The organism is Pseudoalteromonas sp. NBT06-2, assembly GCF_002276045.1.
Lineage (GTDB): Bacteria > Pseudomonadota > Gammaproteobacteria > Enterobacterales > Alteromonadaceae > Pseudoalteromonas.
Map to the genome: position 1 here is coordinate 22,617 of NZ_NQMR01000064.1, position 17,618 is coordinate 40,234.

The following is a 17,618-nucleotide window of genomic DNA, read 5'->3' on the forward strand; positions in this document are numbered from 1 at the left end:
GAGAAGTAAGTAGCTACTTGAAGATGTGGAATACAGCGTTTCATAGATTTTTAATATCAAGGCACAACTTTGTGCAAATAGGTTATTCCTTTTAAATAAGTTGTAACATAGAGATTAAGCGCCTAGTAAACGTATTAATAAATGGTTTAAAAATATTTATGCGCTTTATTGAGTTTTCTTAAAGAGACGACTAAGTATTTTCCAATTATCTATGCCTTGTGTAAAAATAAATATAGGAAAAGAAATTTATGTATCTGACTGTATTTAACGCGACATCAAATCCTATCAAAAGATAATCTTTGAATCGGCTATAAATTACTTTATCGCGATTAAGAAGATAATATCTTTTAAAAATGGTTATCTGATGATCAAGCTAGAGTTTTAAATTTAATTATTAAAAAAATAATTTAACCCTTTTTGTGGAATCGATCGTTTATATCTATAACACAATTTTCAAGGTTATGACTATGAACACCATTTTAATGAAGTCTATTTTACTCTCCAGTATTACATTATCAACTTTATTAGCTTGCAGTCCACAAACAAAAAATAGGTCAGAAAATGAAATTATAAACCCAAAAATTATTAAGAAGCAAAAATTATCAGTGCCAAAATCTGAAGTTATGGTGAAGAAGGCTGCCCCAGGTAATGCCTATAAACAAGCATACTCCCACCCAATTCATATAATCCGCCCAAACTTGTCAGACCAAGTCAATACAGAAAAATATAATAATAATCCTGAAAATGAGCTTCAACAGGCACATATTCAGCCTGTATCTACTTTTTCAGTTGATGTAGATACAGGAAGTTATACTAATAGTCGACGCATGTTAAACATGGGGAAACTTCCTCCGTCTAATGCAGTGCGGATCGAAGAGTTTATTAATTATTTTGATTATCAATATCAATCCCCTGCTAATATAAATACTCCTTTTAAAGTTTATACTGAAGTAGCGCCTGCTCCTTGGGACCACAATCGGCAATTATTAAAAATTGGCTTAAAAGGTTTCGAAATAGATAAATCATCTCTTAATGATGCAAATTTAGTTTTTTTACTTGATGTATCCGGTTCAATGAAAGCTGAAAATAAATTACCTTTATTAAAACGCAGTTTATTAATGTTATCTAAACAACTAGACCAAAACGATACAGTTTCAATTGTTGTTTATGCCGGTGCAGCAGGTGTTGTATTAGAACCGACCAAAGGGAATGAATACCATAAAATTTCGATGGCATTAGCAAAGTTACAAGCCGGTGGCTCTACAAATGGAGGCAGTGGCATAACATTGGCCTATCAACTTGCACAACAAAACTTCAAAAAAGAGGGGGTTAACCGCGTTATTTTAGCAACTGATGGTGATTTTAATGTAGGAACTAAATCAGTTGATGAACTAAAAGAATTAATCATAAAAAACAAGGAATCAGGTATTACCTTAACCACCTTAGGTTTTGGTCATGGAAATTATAATGATGCTTTAATGGAACAACTAGCAGATATTGGAAATGGTCACCACGCTTATATAGACAATATTAATGAAGCGAGAAAAGTATTAGTCGACGAAATATCCGCTACCATGCAGATTATTGCCAAAGATGTAAAAATTCAAGTTGAATTTAATCCCGACCAAATTTCTGAATACAGACTGATAGGCTACCAAAATAGACTTCTTAAACAAGAGGATTTCAATAATGATAAAGTGGATGCTGGTGAAATGGGGGCAGGACATACAGTAACTGCTTTATATGAACTTACTTTGTCAAATTCTAAAAATAAACGTATAGATAAACTACGCTATCAAAATAAAATAAAAAAAATAACAGAGCTAAAGCATAATGAATTGGCATTTATAAAATTAAGATATAAAGCCCAAAATAGTAATATAAGTCAGCTAATATCAAAAGTGATATTGCGTTCGGATATTAAAAGTAACTTAGAGCATGCAAGTGATAACTTTGGGTTTTCAGTAGCAGTTTCTGGCTTTGCACAATTATTAAAAGGCGGTAAATATACACAAAGATATACTTATCATGATGTGATTGAACTTGCTAAGCTAAACAAAGGGTCCGATGATTTTGGTTATCGCGCAGAATTTATTCAATTAGTCAGAACTGCTGAGGCACTTTGAAAAAATGATTAGTGATGAAGATTTAATGCTCAGTTATGTTGCAGGAGATATAAAGGCTTTCGAAACACTATATTTAAAACATAAAGGGCCCTTATACCGCTATTTCAGACGTCAATGTAAAGAGCAGGATAAAACCGAGGAACTATTTCAAGATGTGTGGCATAAAATTATTAAAGCTAAAAATAGTTACCAACGAAGTGCTAAATTTACAACTTGGATTTACCATATAGCTCATAATTTATTAATTGATGAATATAGAAAATCATCTTCAGTGTTTCAAGATAATAATGAACCAACAGAATTGGCATCAAATATTATTGATAATTTGGAGCGTATAGAAATCATCGAGCAATTAAAATTATGTTTAAATAACTTATCATCGGTACAGTTAGAGTCTTTTATTTTAAAACAGGATGCAGGGTTTGATTTAATAGAGATTTCAAATATTGTAAACTGTGATAAAGAAACAATTAAAAGTAGAATACGATATGCATATTCTAAACTGAAGATATGCCTTAATAATAAGTTTGGGACGGCTGTTTATGAGTAAACTTAATAATCAACAAATAGATAAATTATATAAATTATATAAATTAAGTGCGACGGAAATTCCCCCTAAAGAAATTGATTTGGCCATTATATGCAATGCAAAAGAAGCTTTACGCAAAAATGACTTTAAATATTATTATAAGTGGCGCTTTCCAATTTCAGTAGCTGCATCTATTACTTTAGTTTCTACATTATATATTTTGAATAATAGTACTTATCAAAATGATATCGAATTAAATTCAGCGCCACAATTATACAAGCAGCGGTCACCAATAATGGAAGCTCCCTTAGCAAAAGAAAAACAAATAGAATCAAGTATAGTGCAGCAAGAAAAAAAATATTCCCAAGATATAGATTCTCCTAAGCTAGAGTTGAATCAAAAGTTTCAACCATTAAAAACTCGTAGTACAGGCCCTTTAAAGTTTGACCCAATAATATTTAAAAAAATTGATGAACTGATTGTACAAGGTAAAAAAGATGAAGCTAGAAAACGGTTAACAAATTTAGTTACTCAATACCCTGACATAAAAGTGCAATTGGAGAAACGTTACCCTAAACTTTTTGAGTCAAGATAGTCTTTAATGTGAACACCTCTCAATTTGACTCAAATGTTTATATCTGTCAAATGACTAATAGGCAAGGTCTGTGAAAAAATGCTCATGCAAAGCTTGAGATTATAAAAAAACAACCCAGTTTGTAGATTATGCTCTACCCATAATCTATTAGTAGATGTAGTAGAATTAGAACATCAATATCCCGCAATAGCAGTAATCAATTTAGTGATACAAATTTAAGCGCTTTTAAAGGGCTTAAAAATAGCAAGAATAGTTGGTTTCCGAGGTTTTCATCATGATTTGTTATTGTAAAAAGCAAAACGTTTTGATTGTCGTAAAAAAGCAAAACATTGGTTGAATACTGCACGTTAAATCCATAAAATGGTGGACCATTAACAATAATAATAAACATATGCTTTCAAGTTCAACGCTTCTAAAAATAAATTTTGCAACAAATCAAACTCTAGAAATAAAATCCCTTTTAAAAGATACTAAAGGCATGTTAAGTGCCAAATATATATCTTGGCTACAAAATAAATATAATGTTACCCTCGATGAATTATTAACAAACTTATTATCATTTGCAGCTGATTTTTCGGTTGCGCCCATTTCAAATTTTCATGTTGGTGCTATTGTTGTGGGGGGCTCTGGAAATTTGTATTTTGGTGCTAATCTTGAATTCAAAAATCAAGCACTGTCTTTAGTTTTACATGGTGAACAGTCAGCGATTAGTAATGCTTGGCTACATGGTGAAAGCAGTATATCTAAACTTGCAATAAATGCTGCACCTTGTGGTTATTGCCGCCAATTCATAAATGAATTAGCATGTGCACAAAATGTAGATATATTATTGAATGGTAAAGTTTTAAACTTTAAACAGTTTTTACCTATGTCATTTGGACCAAAGGACTTAGGTAATAATTTAGGCCTATTATCATCAGTCAATAATTTAGAACTAAGCTTAAAACCTAAAGAAATTTCTCTTACTTTTTTTGAACAAGTAAGTTCAAGTTATGCTCCTTATTCCAAAAATTTAGCATCATGTGAAATTAGGACTTTTGATGGACAAGTATTTTATGGTCGTTATGCTGAAAATGCAGCTTACAGCCCAAGCTTATCTCCATTACAAGCAGCTATTAGTCAATTAGTTTTATCAGGACGAGAGTTTATTAAAAAAGAAATAGAAATGGTGACTTTAGTTGAAATGGCTAACATCGAAAATCAATTAAATGTTACTAAAGCAGTACTAAAAAGTTATGACTTTGAAGTACCGTTTACTTATATATTATTAACAGATAATATTTAATACCATTTCCGTTAATAAAATGGTCATTCAGCGGGAGTTCAAAGCGTTTTAGTCAAGGCATTGATTACAGACAATGGTTATTCCCTTATCAAAACCAATAACACAGTATAAAAGGAACTTTTTAGAATTTACACTTCGTTGTTATATCAGTTATAAAGGGAATACCATTAATTCACTAACATGCCTAGAGTTGAAAAAACTCATAAGCTTTGAGTGGTCACTTAATTATCGGGATTGGTATAAGAAACTAGAATCTAACTAGGCTGCTTACATAAAGTTTTTGCTGCCTCAAGTACAACTGAAACACTTTTAGCTTCAATTAAACTATGATCTACATCCGGAATTTCTTGACGAGTACGATTAACTAACACTCCTGCTACACAAGCCGCTTTTAACCCTAAAGCCGAACACATAGTAAATAAGGTCGCTGATTCCATTTCATAATTCATTACACCAAGCTTTTGCCATTCAACAAAACTACCTTGGAATGAGTTAGTAACATAACCAGAGAAGGTATCATAACGTTCTTGCCCTGGATAAAATGTATCTGAAGATGCTGTGATCCCTAAATGGAAAGGCATCACTAATGTTTCACATGCATCAACCATCGCTTTAGTCGTGAAATAATCAGCCACTGCAGGGTAAGTGATGGGTGCAAAGTGTTGACTTGCACCATCTAACCTTACCGCCCCGTGTGTTATTAATACATCACCTTCATTTATATGAGGTTGAATAGCTCCAGTTGTACCAATTCTTAAAAAAGTACGAATGCCTAATTGTGCCAGTTCTTCAACAGCGATTGATGTAGATGGGCCACCAATACCTGTAGAACATACAACAACTGGATACTCGTCTAAATATCCTAAATAAACATGATATTCACGAGTTTGAGCTAGGCAAGTAACTTGAGTTAAATGTGAAGCTATCCGCTCAGCCCGAGCCGGATCACCCGGTATAATAGCAAGTTTTGCTTTTTTTAGTTGCTCTGAATTTAAACCCAAATGAAACACTGTTTTCATTAAAAATCCTTAAAAACTTTATAATGCTAATTCTAAAAAATTATTATTATTTATATATAGCAGATTATTTAAACTTAGAATAAAAGGTTTTTTTTATTTAGAGGAGGACTTGTGTCCTGTTAAGATGGGAATAATAGAATTAATAAAGAGCCTTAAAGGTTTTATGCGACATCCAGCTCTAGATTAGAAATTTTAATTAATTTGTTATTCAATATCTTTTTTGTACACTGACAACATTTACCACACTGTTTGCCAATATGAAGTTCTGTTGAAAGTTGTTTTAAAGTATATGCACCATTATCGATAGCGTTTTCGATTTTTTTAGTCGTAACACCATTACAAATACAAACATACATATTTAATCAGACTCATTATTATTTTAATAATTTAATTTTAATGCAAACGATAATGATTATCAAATTAATTTTGATGGTATATTCAATTTAAAAGTTAATAACAGTGTATATAAATCACCTTTCTGGTTTATGTATATAATAACCAAGTACATAATCGACTATAATTTCATTTGATTTTTTTAATATCTTTGTTTTCTATAAATTCTGAAACTGTTGCGCGCCAACGCGAAGAAATTGATATGGAAAGCGGGTTTTATTACTGATTTTTTTTGGGGGGGTGGTAAAGTTCATCGTTTTTACTTTGCTTTAGAGTACGAATTTTAAAAGTTGTGAGGTTAATTAACATTCAAACCCCACAACTTATAAAATACTATTTTATGGGTAAATGAGAATTTATTTTATTCTCTAAGATAATAGAATTTAAGATTTGGTTAGGGACTTTTATCGCTAAACCATCATTTTGAGCACCACTTTGTAATTTATTATCACCCTTTGCTGCTCTAGATAATGCAACTACAGGGCAAGACTCTGATATCATATAATCAAGTGCCGCACTAAACATGCCTTCACTAGGATCACCTAAAGCTTTTGAATAATCATCAGCAACATTACAACCTTTAATTTCAGATAAATATTGAGGAGACTCTTTTGGTACAAAACCATCTGAGTACTCACCAAAACCTTTTGCATTCACGCCTTTAAACTGAATTGTAAAATAAGTTTCGCCACAGTTATCTTGCGGATAAAAACCATATGGTTTACCACAAGTTGTATTACCAATTTGAATAACATCAATATCAATTCCACGTAAGCCATTGATAAAAGCTTCACTTGCTGAACAAGTTGAACCTGTTGTTAATACAAATATACGTTGTAAGTTGATGCTAGGTAAGTCTTCTGATGTAAACTGATAAGTCGTGTAATCTATCTTTTTGTCGAAAAAAGGTGTTGGGGACAGTGTATTACCAGTAATAGGGTTGGTAGACTGGTGTTTATCATTAAATATTGTCTTTTCAAATGTAGCACCGTTAGTTGCATGGTCGCCAGCGACCATATAGGCAAATTGCGAGGCCAAAGCTAAAAAACCACCACCGTTATAACGTAAATCAACGACCATTTCTGATATATTTTCATCAGAAAACAATGCAATCGCATTAATTAACCCCTCTTGTGCTAAAACGATATGAGAATTAAATTGTAAATAGCCTACTTTGCCAACTTGTGTCTCTATGACTTTAGTATTTTGTACCGGTGACGAAATCACATCAGCTGACACGAATGTTTTAGTAACCATCGTGCCGTCAGGCTCAAGTAACTTGAAATCATGGGATTCACCCACTTCTGATGGGAATATACCTGCGTTAATAGCATTTACATTATTTCCATTAACAAAATCCGCACCATCAATTTCTATAATTTGAGTACCACGCTTTACGTCCAAAAGTGCTGCCGGAGAGTTTGGCTCTGTATATCGTACGATTAATTTCCGTGGTGGTACGACTGAATCAAATTGCCAACTAATACCATAACCTGATGTCACTCCCGATTGAGTTTGTTTTTTATAATCAGCTGTATTCTGAGAAAAATGAAAGTTATCTTTTTGAGCACCTGAATCAGTTGTTTGCTTGGTTTTTAACTGGGAAAAATAATCAGCCACATTAAAATTATTAGGATCATTATCTTCAATTTCACTATACCAAAGATAAGTATGGTCGCTATAAGATCTTAACCACATTTTTTCATGGAGCTCACTGCCTGCTTTATCAGGGTAGGGTTCACTATTATTATAAGGATCATTACCTGTTCTCGGGTTTTCACAATAATTTTTATATTTATTTTGCGGCTCAAAAGTGCCTGCAACCCAGGTTGGAGCCTCGATAGGCGTAATGCCAGTGCTTGGTTCTGTTACAGGTTTTGTTTCATTATTTGATGAACCACCACATGCAACTAATGTAACAACACTTAAAGCCAATGCTATTTTAGACTTACCTAGTATATACAATACCATAAATTCCTTCTTTAATGTTACAACTTTATAAGTAAATATATTTTATATTAAAACCAAATTAACTAACACAAAAATAAGTGATAAGTGATAAGTGGTAAGTGGTAAGTGGTAACCATTATTACTATTTCTCTTTTTAATGATGTTGACAAATATACCTGATACTTTGAAATGCTAGTTTCAGAGCTTAAGCATAAAGGTTTTATGCAGCTATTGTGAATATATAGCAATGCCAAAAAATAGTGAGAATAAGACTAAGTTGACATGCTTGAAGTTTAAATATATTAAATTAGGTAAGCCATGTTTATTTCAATTTTTTATAGAATGAATATTTCAAAACGACTTAACTTACGCATTTTGTTTTTTACCTATCCAATTGATATTTTTAATTTAATTTACAATTAAAATAATAATGTGATAGAAAAATTAATCAATCAGTAAATATCTTCGATTATATATACTAAGTAACATGCCGTTTTTATTTTGTTATTCATTATAATTAATAAATTGAATAAATAACCAATTTTATAAAATAAGGGTATTAAATGAGTAATAACTGGAATGAATTTCAAACACAGCTAGAAAACTGTCTATGTCCACCAGGTAATGGCGTATTCACAGTTAATACTGCAAAAGAACGTAAAGAGGCATTACATCAAAAACTTTATAAAGAAACAGCACAAGAAAAAGTAAATGCGTTATGGCAATCATCTATATCTGAACTGCCAAGCTCTGAACATAAAGCAGTTATTTTAGGCATAAGCTCAGATTGTGGTGGGGGTATTTTACGTGGTGCTAACTGGGGACCACTGTTACTTCGTACAACTATGATTGAGCAACAACCACAAACTAAATCATTTGATATGGGGGATATTCGTATTATTCCTCATTTACTACATGATAAATACCTTAATGATGGCACAATTGAAAATTGTCAAAAAGCACTTTACAAAAAAGATGATGCTAACAATAAATCAGACTATGCTGTAAGTCCTTTATCTATAACAGAAGATGTATGTGATAGTTTTTATGCCAACCTTCCTGAAAAAGGTATTTTTGGTATTGGCGGCGATCATTCTATTAGTTACCCCTTAACTAAATCTTTTTTAAAAGCCAAACGTGATCGCGGTATTCGTACAGCCATTATACATTTTGATGCGCATACTGATTTATTAGTTGAACGCTTAGGTATTGATTTATGTTTTGGTTCTTGGTGCACACATATTCTTGAATACTTACCTGATCCAAGCCATTTAATACAAATAGGTATACGCTCAAGTGGTAAACCAAAATCTCATTGGGAAGAGACATTTGGTGTTAAACAACATTGGGCCCATGAAATTCAAGAGCAAGGCGCACAGAATATTGTTGATGACATCATAGAGCAATTAAAACGTGACAATGTAGATGAACTTTATGTGAGTTTTGATATTGATGCTTTGGATGCTAAATGGGCTTCTGCAACTGGTACCCCTGAACCAGATGGTATGACACCAGATGAGTCACTATTAATATTAAAAGCATTAAGCAAGCAATTTCCAATTACCGGTGCAGATATGATGGAAATAGCCCCTTTTACAGATAGTTCATTAATAGGTCAATCTAGCTCTGAAACAACGCTAAAAGAAGGTGCAAAAATTTCTGCATTTTTAATTGATGCAATGAATAAATAATAGAGTTTAATGATGAAACAAAGCCCGCTTATCCAAAATATTAAAGCATTGCTTAAAGAGCAACAAATTCGCAGTCATTACGAATTGTCTTATTATTTGGCTGAGCGCGGTTTTGAAAATACAAGTCAGCCACAAATATCTCGTATATTAAAACAAATTGGTGCTATTAATATTAAAAATAGCAACGGTGAATATGTTTATGCAATTAAGCATGAACTTATGATGCCAACACTGGATACTCAAATTAAAGAACTAGTAATCAATACAAATACGAATCAATTTGTAATAATTATAGAAACAATCCCTGGTTCTGCAGATATCATCGCAAGAATAATTGAAACTTCTTCAATGAAAAAATTTATCCTAGCAACAATAGCAGGGGATGATAATGTAATGATAATACCGAATTCTATTAAGGATTGTGACCATATAAAATCCCTTATACAACAAGTGTTTCATTAAGATGTAATAAAAATACTCTGTTCGTTATACCATTACTGTTAAAAGTGATCAATCAGCGGGTGTTCAAAGCGCTTTAGGCAAGGCATTGGTTACAGACAATAGATTATTCCCTTATCAAAACCAATAACGCAGTATAAAGCGCTATGAAACCTGCCTAAAAGGAGCTTTTGAGAATTTACACTTCATTGTTATGTCAGTTCTAAAGGGGATACCATGAATTCACTAACATGGCTAAAATTGTAAAACCTCATAAGCCCTGAATGGCGTTACTTAATTATCGAAATTGGTATAAACTTGTTGTTATTGTATTTTTGTCCTAAACAAGCATGAATTAACAATCAAACGCTTTATTTCTTGTCTCCTAAGAATATATTTGTAATAGTCAGTATTACTATTTCAATGTATAGATAATAATATGTTTAATAAGCATTTAAAATCCTTTTTAATTGTCTGCACCTTACTAAATGTAACATTAGCAAACGCATTACAGCCACCTACAGCAGAGCAGCTAGCTCGTTATAAAAAGAATGGCACATTAAAACAAAAAATAACTGAAGCAAACAAACTATCAAACTACAAAATATCACCCAATTTATCACATCATACTAAAAAATATATTAACGATAAGTTAGGACTACAATCTGTTGTTAAAAGTATTCCTGGCCATAGGGGATTACCTTCCACAGGTAATGTAAAAACGTTTACTTTATTATTAGACTTCCCTGACGCACCAGTGCCAGCTCATCAAACAGTTGATGTAATCAACAACCATATCTACGGTCAAGGTTTGCCTGAACGATATCCTGTAGAAAGTTTAACAAGCTTTTATAAGCGTTCATCATATGAACAACTTAATATTGCTGGTAATGTGATTGGTTGGTATACAACACCTTACCCAAGAACTGATATTACTGATGCTCGAACTGTAATAAAAGAAGCATTAACCCATTATGAATCGCAAGGACATGACTTTAGCCAATATGATAATGATGGTGATGGTTACATAGATTATTTTTCTGTTGTTTGGACAGGAGAAGTAGGAGAATGGGCAAGTCTTTGGTGGGGATGGCAAAGTTCATTTTCAGATGCTAGCTATACTTTATCAGGAAAAACGCTGGCAGCATTCTCTTGGCAGTGGTTAAGTTGGAATAACGAAAGTGATGATTTTGATCCACTCACCCTAATTCATGAGACTGGACACGGTTTAGGCTTACCTGATTTTTACGATTACGATGGTAGTGTTGGGCCTGTTGGTGGGTTAGGAGGTATGGATATGATGGATGGTACATGGGGTGATCATGGTTCATTTTCTAAATTCGCATTAGGCTGGATAGAGCCTAAAGTTGTAGCCTCTGGTGATAATAATATCTCTTTAACACCCAGCAGTAATACAAAAGATGCATTAATCATCATGCCAGAACTCACATTAGAAAAAAAATATAGTGAGTACTTTGTTGTACAAAATCGAGACCAAATGGGTAATGACAAAAACTTGCCTAATGAAGGACTATTAATTTGGCATATCAATGCCCATACCAATGAATATGGCTTTATAAACGATAATAGTTACTCGAATAACAAACTAATACGTTTAATGGAAGCCGATGGTTTAGAGGAAATTGAACAAGGCTTAGGAGCAGATGCAACTGACTATTATTTAGTTGGTAATCAGTTTGGCACCACTTCTACTCCTCACAGTGAAAGCTACAAAAATCAAGCAACAGGTGTAGAAATTAAAGATATATCATTTAATAATAATGAAATAGCTTTTAATGCAAACATTGCTGTTTTGCCTGAAATTACTTTTAGCAATATAACTAATTTACAAATAATAGATATGCAGCAACAGGTAGATTTGGAGATTTCTCCAATCGAAAATATAAATAAAGTAGTGTTTTATATAAATGACATATTATTAGCTGAAGATAGTACAGCACCATTTTCAGCAGTGCTTGATACAAGCTTAGTAGCAGCTGGTGAAGTCACTTTACTTGTCAATGCTTATACAGCTGACAATACTAAGAATCACGCAAAAGCTTTATTATTAAAACTACCTGAAACAAGTGAGCCTATGATTATTAATATAGGCCAATCAAAATCTATCTCGGCTTTGTCAGATGCTTTAAAAGCAAACTCTCTGACGCCTATTATAGTAAGTGATCTACCCAGTTTAGATAATTCAAAAACACCGATTATATTTATTGATCACGAATCAAGTTCAGCTTTAAACGAACAGCAATTAACAAACTTATCGAATTTTGTGACATCAGGAGGTCATGTCTATTATGAAAATCCACAATGGTATTGGGCTGGGGATACACTTAATGCACAAATGAGGCAATTTGGTATAGAAACAAATTTTGCTTGGTCTCAAGATACCAGTGGGATAACTGGTGCAAACAGCTCTGTTGTTCATGGGATCAGCTACTCTGTTCCAGAGGGCAGTTGGCAGACATATACAGAATTAGTTGCAAGTACAGGTATAACAAGTGTAACCCCTTTATGGCAATTAGATGAACCAAGCTTAAACTTAGCTGTTACAAATCAGCTTGGTGATTCTAAATTCATCACATCTACAGTACGTTTTTCTGATATCCCAGCTAGTAAACGACAACTCGTTATGAGTAATTATTTATCACATTTTGAGCAAATAACATCTCCTAATACACCAAAAGTAAATGTGATTACAACTGAAGCATCTCAAACAGAAAATAGCGGTGCGTTAAGTATTACTCTTAAAAGAGATTTTGATGATGGTACCCAAACTCCTATCAATGTCAGACTAGAACCAATTACCGCAGTGGAAGGGGTTGATTACAAGCTTATATCGAAACCTATGATTACATTCGGTGAAGGGCATTTAGAAGCAGCGGTATTTATAGAGCTGATAAATAATCAAATTGCGGATCCAGATAGACAACTAAAACTCATCATTGAAGGTGAAAATGCAGGTGATGCCACCGAAGCTCTGATCACAATACAAAATGAAGACATTCCTGGTAATGTGAAATTTGCAATGGAAAACATCTCAGTAAATGAGAATGAAAATATTATACCAATTAAAATTTTTCAGTATGGTGACGGAATTACTCCACATACGTTAAAAATTAAAGCGATTAGTGATACAGCTATAGCAGGAGTTGATTTTGAAGAATTTGATATTGAATATACCTTAGCTGCTAATGAATACACTAAATCATTCAATTTAAAATTAATCAACAATGATACTATAGACATTGGTCGTAATTTTAAGTTGATAATTGAAAGTGCTTATAAAACAGAAGATTATCAAGATATTAATATAACTATCATTGATGATGAGATCAGAGGGAAAATTAAATTCAATTCAACCACATTAAGTGTAAATGAAAATATTGGTAGCTTTGATATTGGCATTGCTCGTGCTGGGGGAAGCGCTTCAACAATTGAATTCACATTAACAACAATGGATGGCACTGCAATATCAGGAACTGATTTTACTCAAATAAATCAATCTTTAACTTTTGTTGTTGGTGAAGTAAAAAAAACAATAACGGTAAATATTACAGACAATCTAATTGTTAATGACAATAAATCGTTTAAGCTAAAGTTAACGAGTGATCATTTAATAAATGCTCCGCAAGAAATGATGATTACGATAATAAATGATGATATGCCCATTGTTACAAAACCAACTGAGCCTGAAAAAAGTTCATCTGGTGGTAGTTTTGCGTTTATCTTAGCATTCTTCCCTCTAATGCTTAGACGATTTAAAAGCTAAAGAAATCAAATAAATTCAAAGCCAGCTTAATTGCTGGTTTTTTGCTTTATTAATAAACATAAAATATGTTTTTGAAAATAATTTAAAAAAAATTTAAGTTTACTGTTGAAATTGCTTTGAGGCACCCTTATTAACTAATCATCGAGCAAGTGTATTACAAAATATTACAGAATTTTAGAAGTTGGAGAAAAGTCTCATGGGTAAGATTATCGGAATCGATTTAGGTACTACAAACTCTTGTGTTGCAGTACTTGACGGCGGCGTACCACGTGTTATTGAAAATGCTGAAGGAGATCGTACAACACCATCTATCATCGCATATACAGATGAAGGTGAGATTTTAGTAGGCCAACCTGCTAAACGCCAAGCTGTTACAAACCCGACAAATACTTTATTTGCAATTAAACGTCTTATAGGTCGTCGCTTTAAAGATAAAGAAGTTCAACGTGATATCGACATTATGCCTTTCAAAATTGTTGAAGCTGATAACGGCGATGCATGGGTACAGGCAAAAGATGAAAAACTAGCAGCACCACAAATCTCTGCTGAAATCTTGAAAAAGATGAAAAAAACAGCTGAAGATTACTTAGGTGAAGAAGTTACAGGTGCAGTAATCACAGTTCCCGCTTACTTTAACGATTCACAACGTCAAGCAACTAAAGATGCTGGTCGTATTGCTGGCCTTGAAGTTAAGCGAATTATCAATGAGCCAACTGCAGCTGCATTAGCATATGGTATGGACAAGAAAAAAGGCGACCATGTAGTTGCTGTATACGATCTTGGTGGTGGTACTTTTGACATCTCAATTATCGAAATTGATGAAGTTGAAGGTGAGCACACTTTTGAAGTATTAGCGACTAATGGTGACACCCACTTAGGTGGTGAAGATTTCGATAACCGCGTAATCAACTATTTAGTAGAAGAATTCAAAAAAGATCAAGGCATTGACTTAAAAACTGATCCTCTTGCAATGCAGCGTGTTAAAGAAGCTGCTGAAAAAGCAAAGATTGAGCTTTCTTCTGCACAGCAAACAGATGTTAACTTACCTTACGTAACAGCTGATGCAACTGGTCCTAAACATATGAACGTGAAAATTACACGTTCTAAGCTTGAATCTCTTGTAGAAGATTTAGTTCAACAATCACTTGCGCCACTGAAGCAAGCATTGTCTGATGCTGAATTATCTGTTGGTGACATACATGATGTTATCTTAGTTGGTGGTCAAACTCGTATGCCAATGGTTCAAAAAGAAGTTGCAGACTTCTTTGGTCAAGAGTCACGTAAAGATGTGAATCCTGATGAAGCTGTTGCTATGGGTGCAGCAATCCAAGCGGGTGTTTTAGCGGGTGAAGTGAAAGATGTATTATTACTAGATGTAAGCCCACTTTCGCTAGGTATCGAAACAATGGGTCAAATGATGACTACATTAATCGAGAAAAATACAACTATACCAACTAAAAAATCTCAAACTTTCTCAACTGCAGAAGATAACCAATCAGCTGTAACAATTCATGTGTTGCAAGGTGAACGTAAACGTTCTTCTGACAATAAATCTTTAGGTCAGTTTAACCTCGAAGGTATCCGTGCAGCACAACGTGGTACACCACAAATTGAAGTAACCTTTGATGTTGATGCTGATGGTATATTACATGTTTCTGCAAAAGATAAAGATACTGGCACAGAACAAAAAATCACTATCCAAGCATCTTCAGGTCTTTCTGATGAAGAAGTAGAAGCTATGGTACGTGACGCAGAAGCAAATGCTGACGCGGATAAAGCTTTTGAAGAATTAGCTGCGGCTCGTAATCAAGCAGATGCCATGATTCACGGTACTAAGAAACAAATCGAAGAAGCAGGCGAAGCATTACAAGCGGAAGATAAAGAAGCTATCGAGGCTGCCCTTGCTGAATTAGAAACAGCAACTAAAGGCGAAGATAAAGCTGAAATTGATGCTAAAACTCAGGTATTAATGGAAAAATCTCAAAAGCTAATGGAAATTGCTCAAGCGAAGCAACAAGCTGAACAACAACCTAGTACTGAACAAGCAGAACCTTCAGCTAAACAAGAAGAGGATGTTGTTGATGCTGAATTTGAAGAAGTGAAAGAAGACAATAAATAACTTTTAAAAAGTAATATCTTAAATAGTTATTTAGGGCGCACAAGGACATAAACTTGATGCGCCCTTTGTATTAATTCGCAATTATTATTTTAGTAATAAAATTAATTGTCAATTAATTCGAATTAAATTGATACAGAGAAGATTATGTCAAAACGCGATTGTTACGAAGTTCTGGGTATTGCTAAAGATGCCAGTGAAAGAGACATCAAAAAAGCATATAAAAAACTAGCAATGAAATACCACCCAGATCGTACTGCGGGTGATAAAGCACTAGAAGCAAAATTCAAAGAAGTTAAAGATGCATATGAAATACTAAACGATAGTCAAAAACGTCAAACATATGATCAATACGGTCATGCAGCCTTTGAACAAGGCAGTGGCCATCATGGTGGTGGACAGGGCGATTTCGGTGATATTTTTGGTGATGTATTTGGCGATATTTTTGGTGGAGGAGGTGGCGGTCGTCGTCAATCTCGTCAACAACGTGGTGCCGACTTGCGTTACAACATGGATTTAAGCTTAGAAGAGGCTGTTCGTGGTAAAGAAATTGAAATAAAAGTACCAACTTGGGTTGGTTGCCAACCATGTGATGGCAGTGGCGCTAAAAAAGGTTCAAAACCAAAAACGTGTTCTACGTGTCACGGTGCCGGTCAAGTTCAAATGCGCCAAGGGTTCTTTGCTGTTCAGCAGACTTGTCCGACTTGTAGTGGTCAAGGACAAATTATTTCTGATCCATGTAAAAAATGTCATGGCCAAGGACGTGTTGAAAAGAACAAAACTTTATCAGTAAAAATACCAGCAGGTGTTGATACAGGTGATCGTATTCGCCTAAGTGGTGAAGGGGAAGCTGGTGTTCATGGAGCGCCATCTGGAGATTTATATGTTCAAGTTTCGGTACGTGAACATGCTATTTTCACTCGTGATGGTAATAACCTATATTGTGAAGTACCAATTGGTTTCACAACAGCAGCATTAGGTGGCAGTATTGAGGTGCCAACGTTAGATGGTAGAGCTAAATTAAAAATTCCATCAGAATGTCAAACAGATAAAATGTTTCGCATGCGCAGTAAAGGTGTAAAATCCGTTCGCAGCGGTGCGATTGGTGATTTAATTTGTAAAGTTGTTATCGAAACACCAGTTAAGTTAAACGAACGTCAAAAAACGCTGCTTCAAGAATTTGAAGAAAGCATGAGTGACAATAACGCAAAAAATCGTCCAAAAGAGCAAGGTTTTTTTGACGGTGTTAAAAAGTTTTTTGATGACTTAACTAAATAAATTACTTTAAAGCAACCAGTGCAAGCTGGTTGCTACCCTGACCACGATTAACCGTATACAATAGAGAACTATCGAATTTTTTATGTTCATCCTATCAAGCACTATATATGACCGTGCTTCTTGGAAATACAGGTTTCAGAGCTTGAGTAGGATACGAGTACAAGACATGATTTATAATTCATGGTTATTCCCTGATGATAAATCATAAAGCCGTAATCATTTTCTACCCTAACTCCTTTAGGGCAAGACGATAAGCGGCCAACTGCATTGTTATAATATACTTGTTGATAGTGAACTTAACGACACATTTATGCCTATCATTTGGTAAGCTTCCCGACTTGATAAAATCTCACATTTCCATGTAGCATGGGTATAAAACCAATTTTATACTACCTAAAACATTAAAAGTTCGGG

General features: G+C 33.8%; 12 protein-coding genes. 9 read left to right on the forward strand and 3 right to left on the reverse strand.

What is annotated here, in order from left to right:
- Nucleotides 1-467 precede the first annotated feature (467 nt).
- From CJF42_RS13420 to cdd, 4 genes are all read left to right on the forward strand, one after another.
- Entirely contained in the window at nt 468-2,126 is a 1,659-nt protein-coding gene (locus CJF42_RS13420; RefSeq protein WP_252097605.1) for a vWA domain-containing protein, read from the forward strand.
- A gap of 4 nt (nt 2,127-2,130) precedes the next feature.
- Entirely contained in the window at nt 2,131-2,676 is a 546-nt protein-coding gene (locus CJF42_RS13425) for a sigma-70 family RNA polymerase sigma factor (RefSeq protein WP_095367173.1), read from the forward strand.
- Nucleotides 2,669-3,250, forward strand: a complete 582-nt coding sequence (locus tag CJF42_RS13430) for a hypothetical protein (protein WP_095367174.1) — start codon at nt 2,669-2,671, stop codon at nt 3,248-3,250. The genes CJF42_RS13425 and CJF42_RS13430 overlap by 8 nt, the downstream gene beginning before the upstream one ends.
- 391 nt (nt 3,251-3,641) lie before the next feature.
- Nucleotides 3,642-4,535: a cytidine deaminase gene (cdd, locus tag CJF42_RS13440; RefSeq protein WP_095367176.1), complete on the forward strand. Its 894-nt coding sequence runs from the start codon at nt 3,642-3,644 to the stop codon at nt 4,533-4,535.
- A 254-nt stretch (nt 4,536-4,789) separates the two neighbouring features.
- Here the strand turns inward: cdd and udp are convergent, their stop codons facing one another.
- From udp to CJF42_RS13455, 3 genes are all read right to left on the reverse strand, one after another.
- On the reverse strand, nt 4,790-5,554 hold the full coding sequence (udp, locus tag CJF42_RS13445) for a uridine phosphorylase (RefSeq protein WP_095367177.1): 765 nt from the start codon (nt 5,552-5,554) through the stop codon (nt 4,790-4,792).
- A 161-nt stretch (nt 5,555-5,715) separates the two neighbouring features.
- Nucleotides 5,716-5,910, reverse strand: coding sequence for a (2Fe-2S)-binding protein (locus CJF42_RS13450; protein WP_095367178.1), 195 nt, complete (start codon nt 5,908-5,910; stop codon nt 5,716-5,718).
- Nucleotides 5,911-6,280: 370 nt separating this feature from the next.
- A complete protein-coding gene (locus CJF42_RS13455; protein ID WP_095367179.1) occupies nt 6,281-7,918 on the reverse strand; it encodes a S41 family peptidase in 1,638 nt (545 codons plus the stop codon).
- A 542-nt stretch (nt 7,919-8,460) separates the two neighbouring features.
- On the opposite strand from CJF42_RS13455, the gene CJF42_RS13460 reads away from it, so the two are divergent.
- From CJF42_RS13460 to dnaJ, 5 genes are all read left to right on the forward strand, one after another.
- Nucleotides 8,461-9,588, forward strand: a complete 1,128-nt coding sequence (locus tag CJF42_RS13460; RefSeq protein WP_095367180.1) for an arginase family protein — start codon at nt 8,461-8,463, stop codon at nt 9,586-9,588.
- A 9-nt stretch (nt 9,589-9,597) separates the two neighbouring features.
- Nucleotides 9,598-10,050 carry an arginine repressor gene (locus CJF42_RS13465; protein ID WP_095367181.1) on the forward strand — a complete coding sequence of 151 codons (453 nt, stop codon included), beginning with the start codon at nt 9,598-9,600 and terminating at the stop codon, nt 10,048-10,050.
- Between the two features lie 415 nt (nt 10,051-10,465).
- Complete coding sequence (locus tag CJF42_RS13470) at nt 10,466-13,810, forward strand: M6 family metalloprotease domain-containing protein (RefSeq protein WP_095367182.1); 3,345 nt, start codon at nt 10,466-10,468, stop codon at nt 13,808-13,810.
- A 196-nt stretch (nt 13,811-14,006) separates the two neighbouring features.
- The gene (gene dnaK / locus CJF42_RS13475; RefSeq protein ID WP_095367183.1) at nt 14,007-15,929 is read left to right on the forward strand and encodes a molecular chaperone DnaK; all 1,923 of its coding nucleotides are present in this window, start codon (nt 14,007-14,009) and stop codon (nt 15,927-15,929) included.
- Between the two features lie 144 nt (nt 15,930-16,073).
- Nucleotides 16,074-17,204, forward strand: a complete 1,131-nt coding sequence (dnaJ, locus tag CJF42_RS13480) for a molecular chaperone DnaJ (protein ID WP_095367184.1) — start codon at nt 16,074-16,076, stop codon at nt 17,202-17,204.
- Nucleotides 17,205-17,618 lie beyond the last annotated feature (414 nt).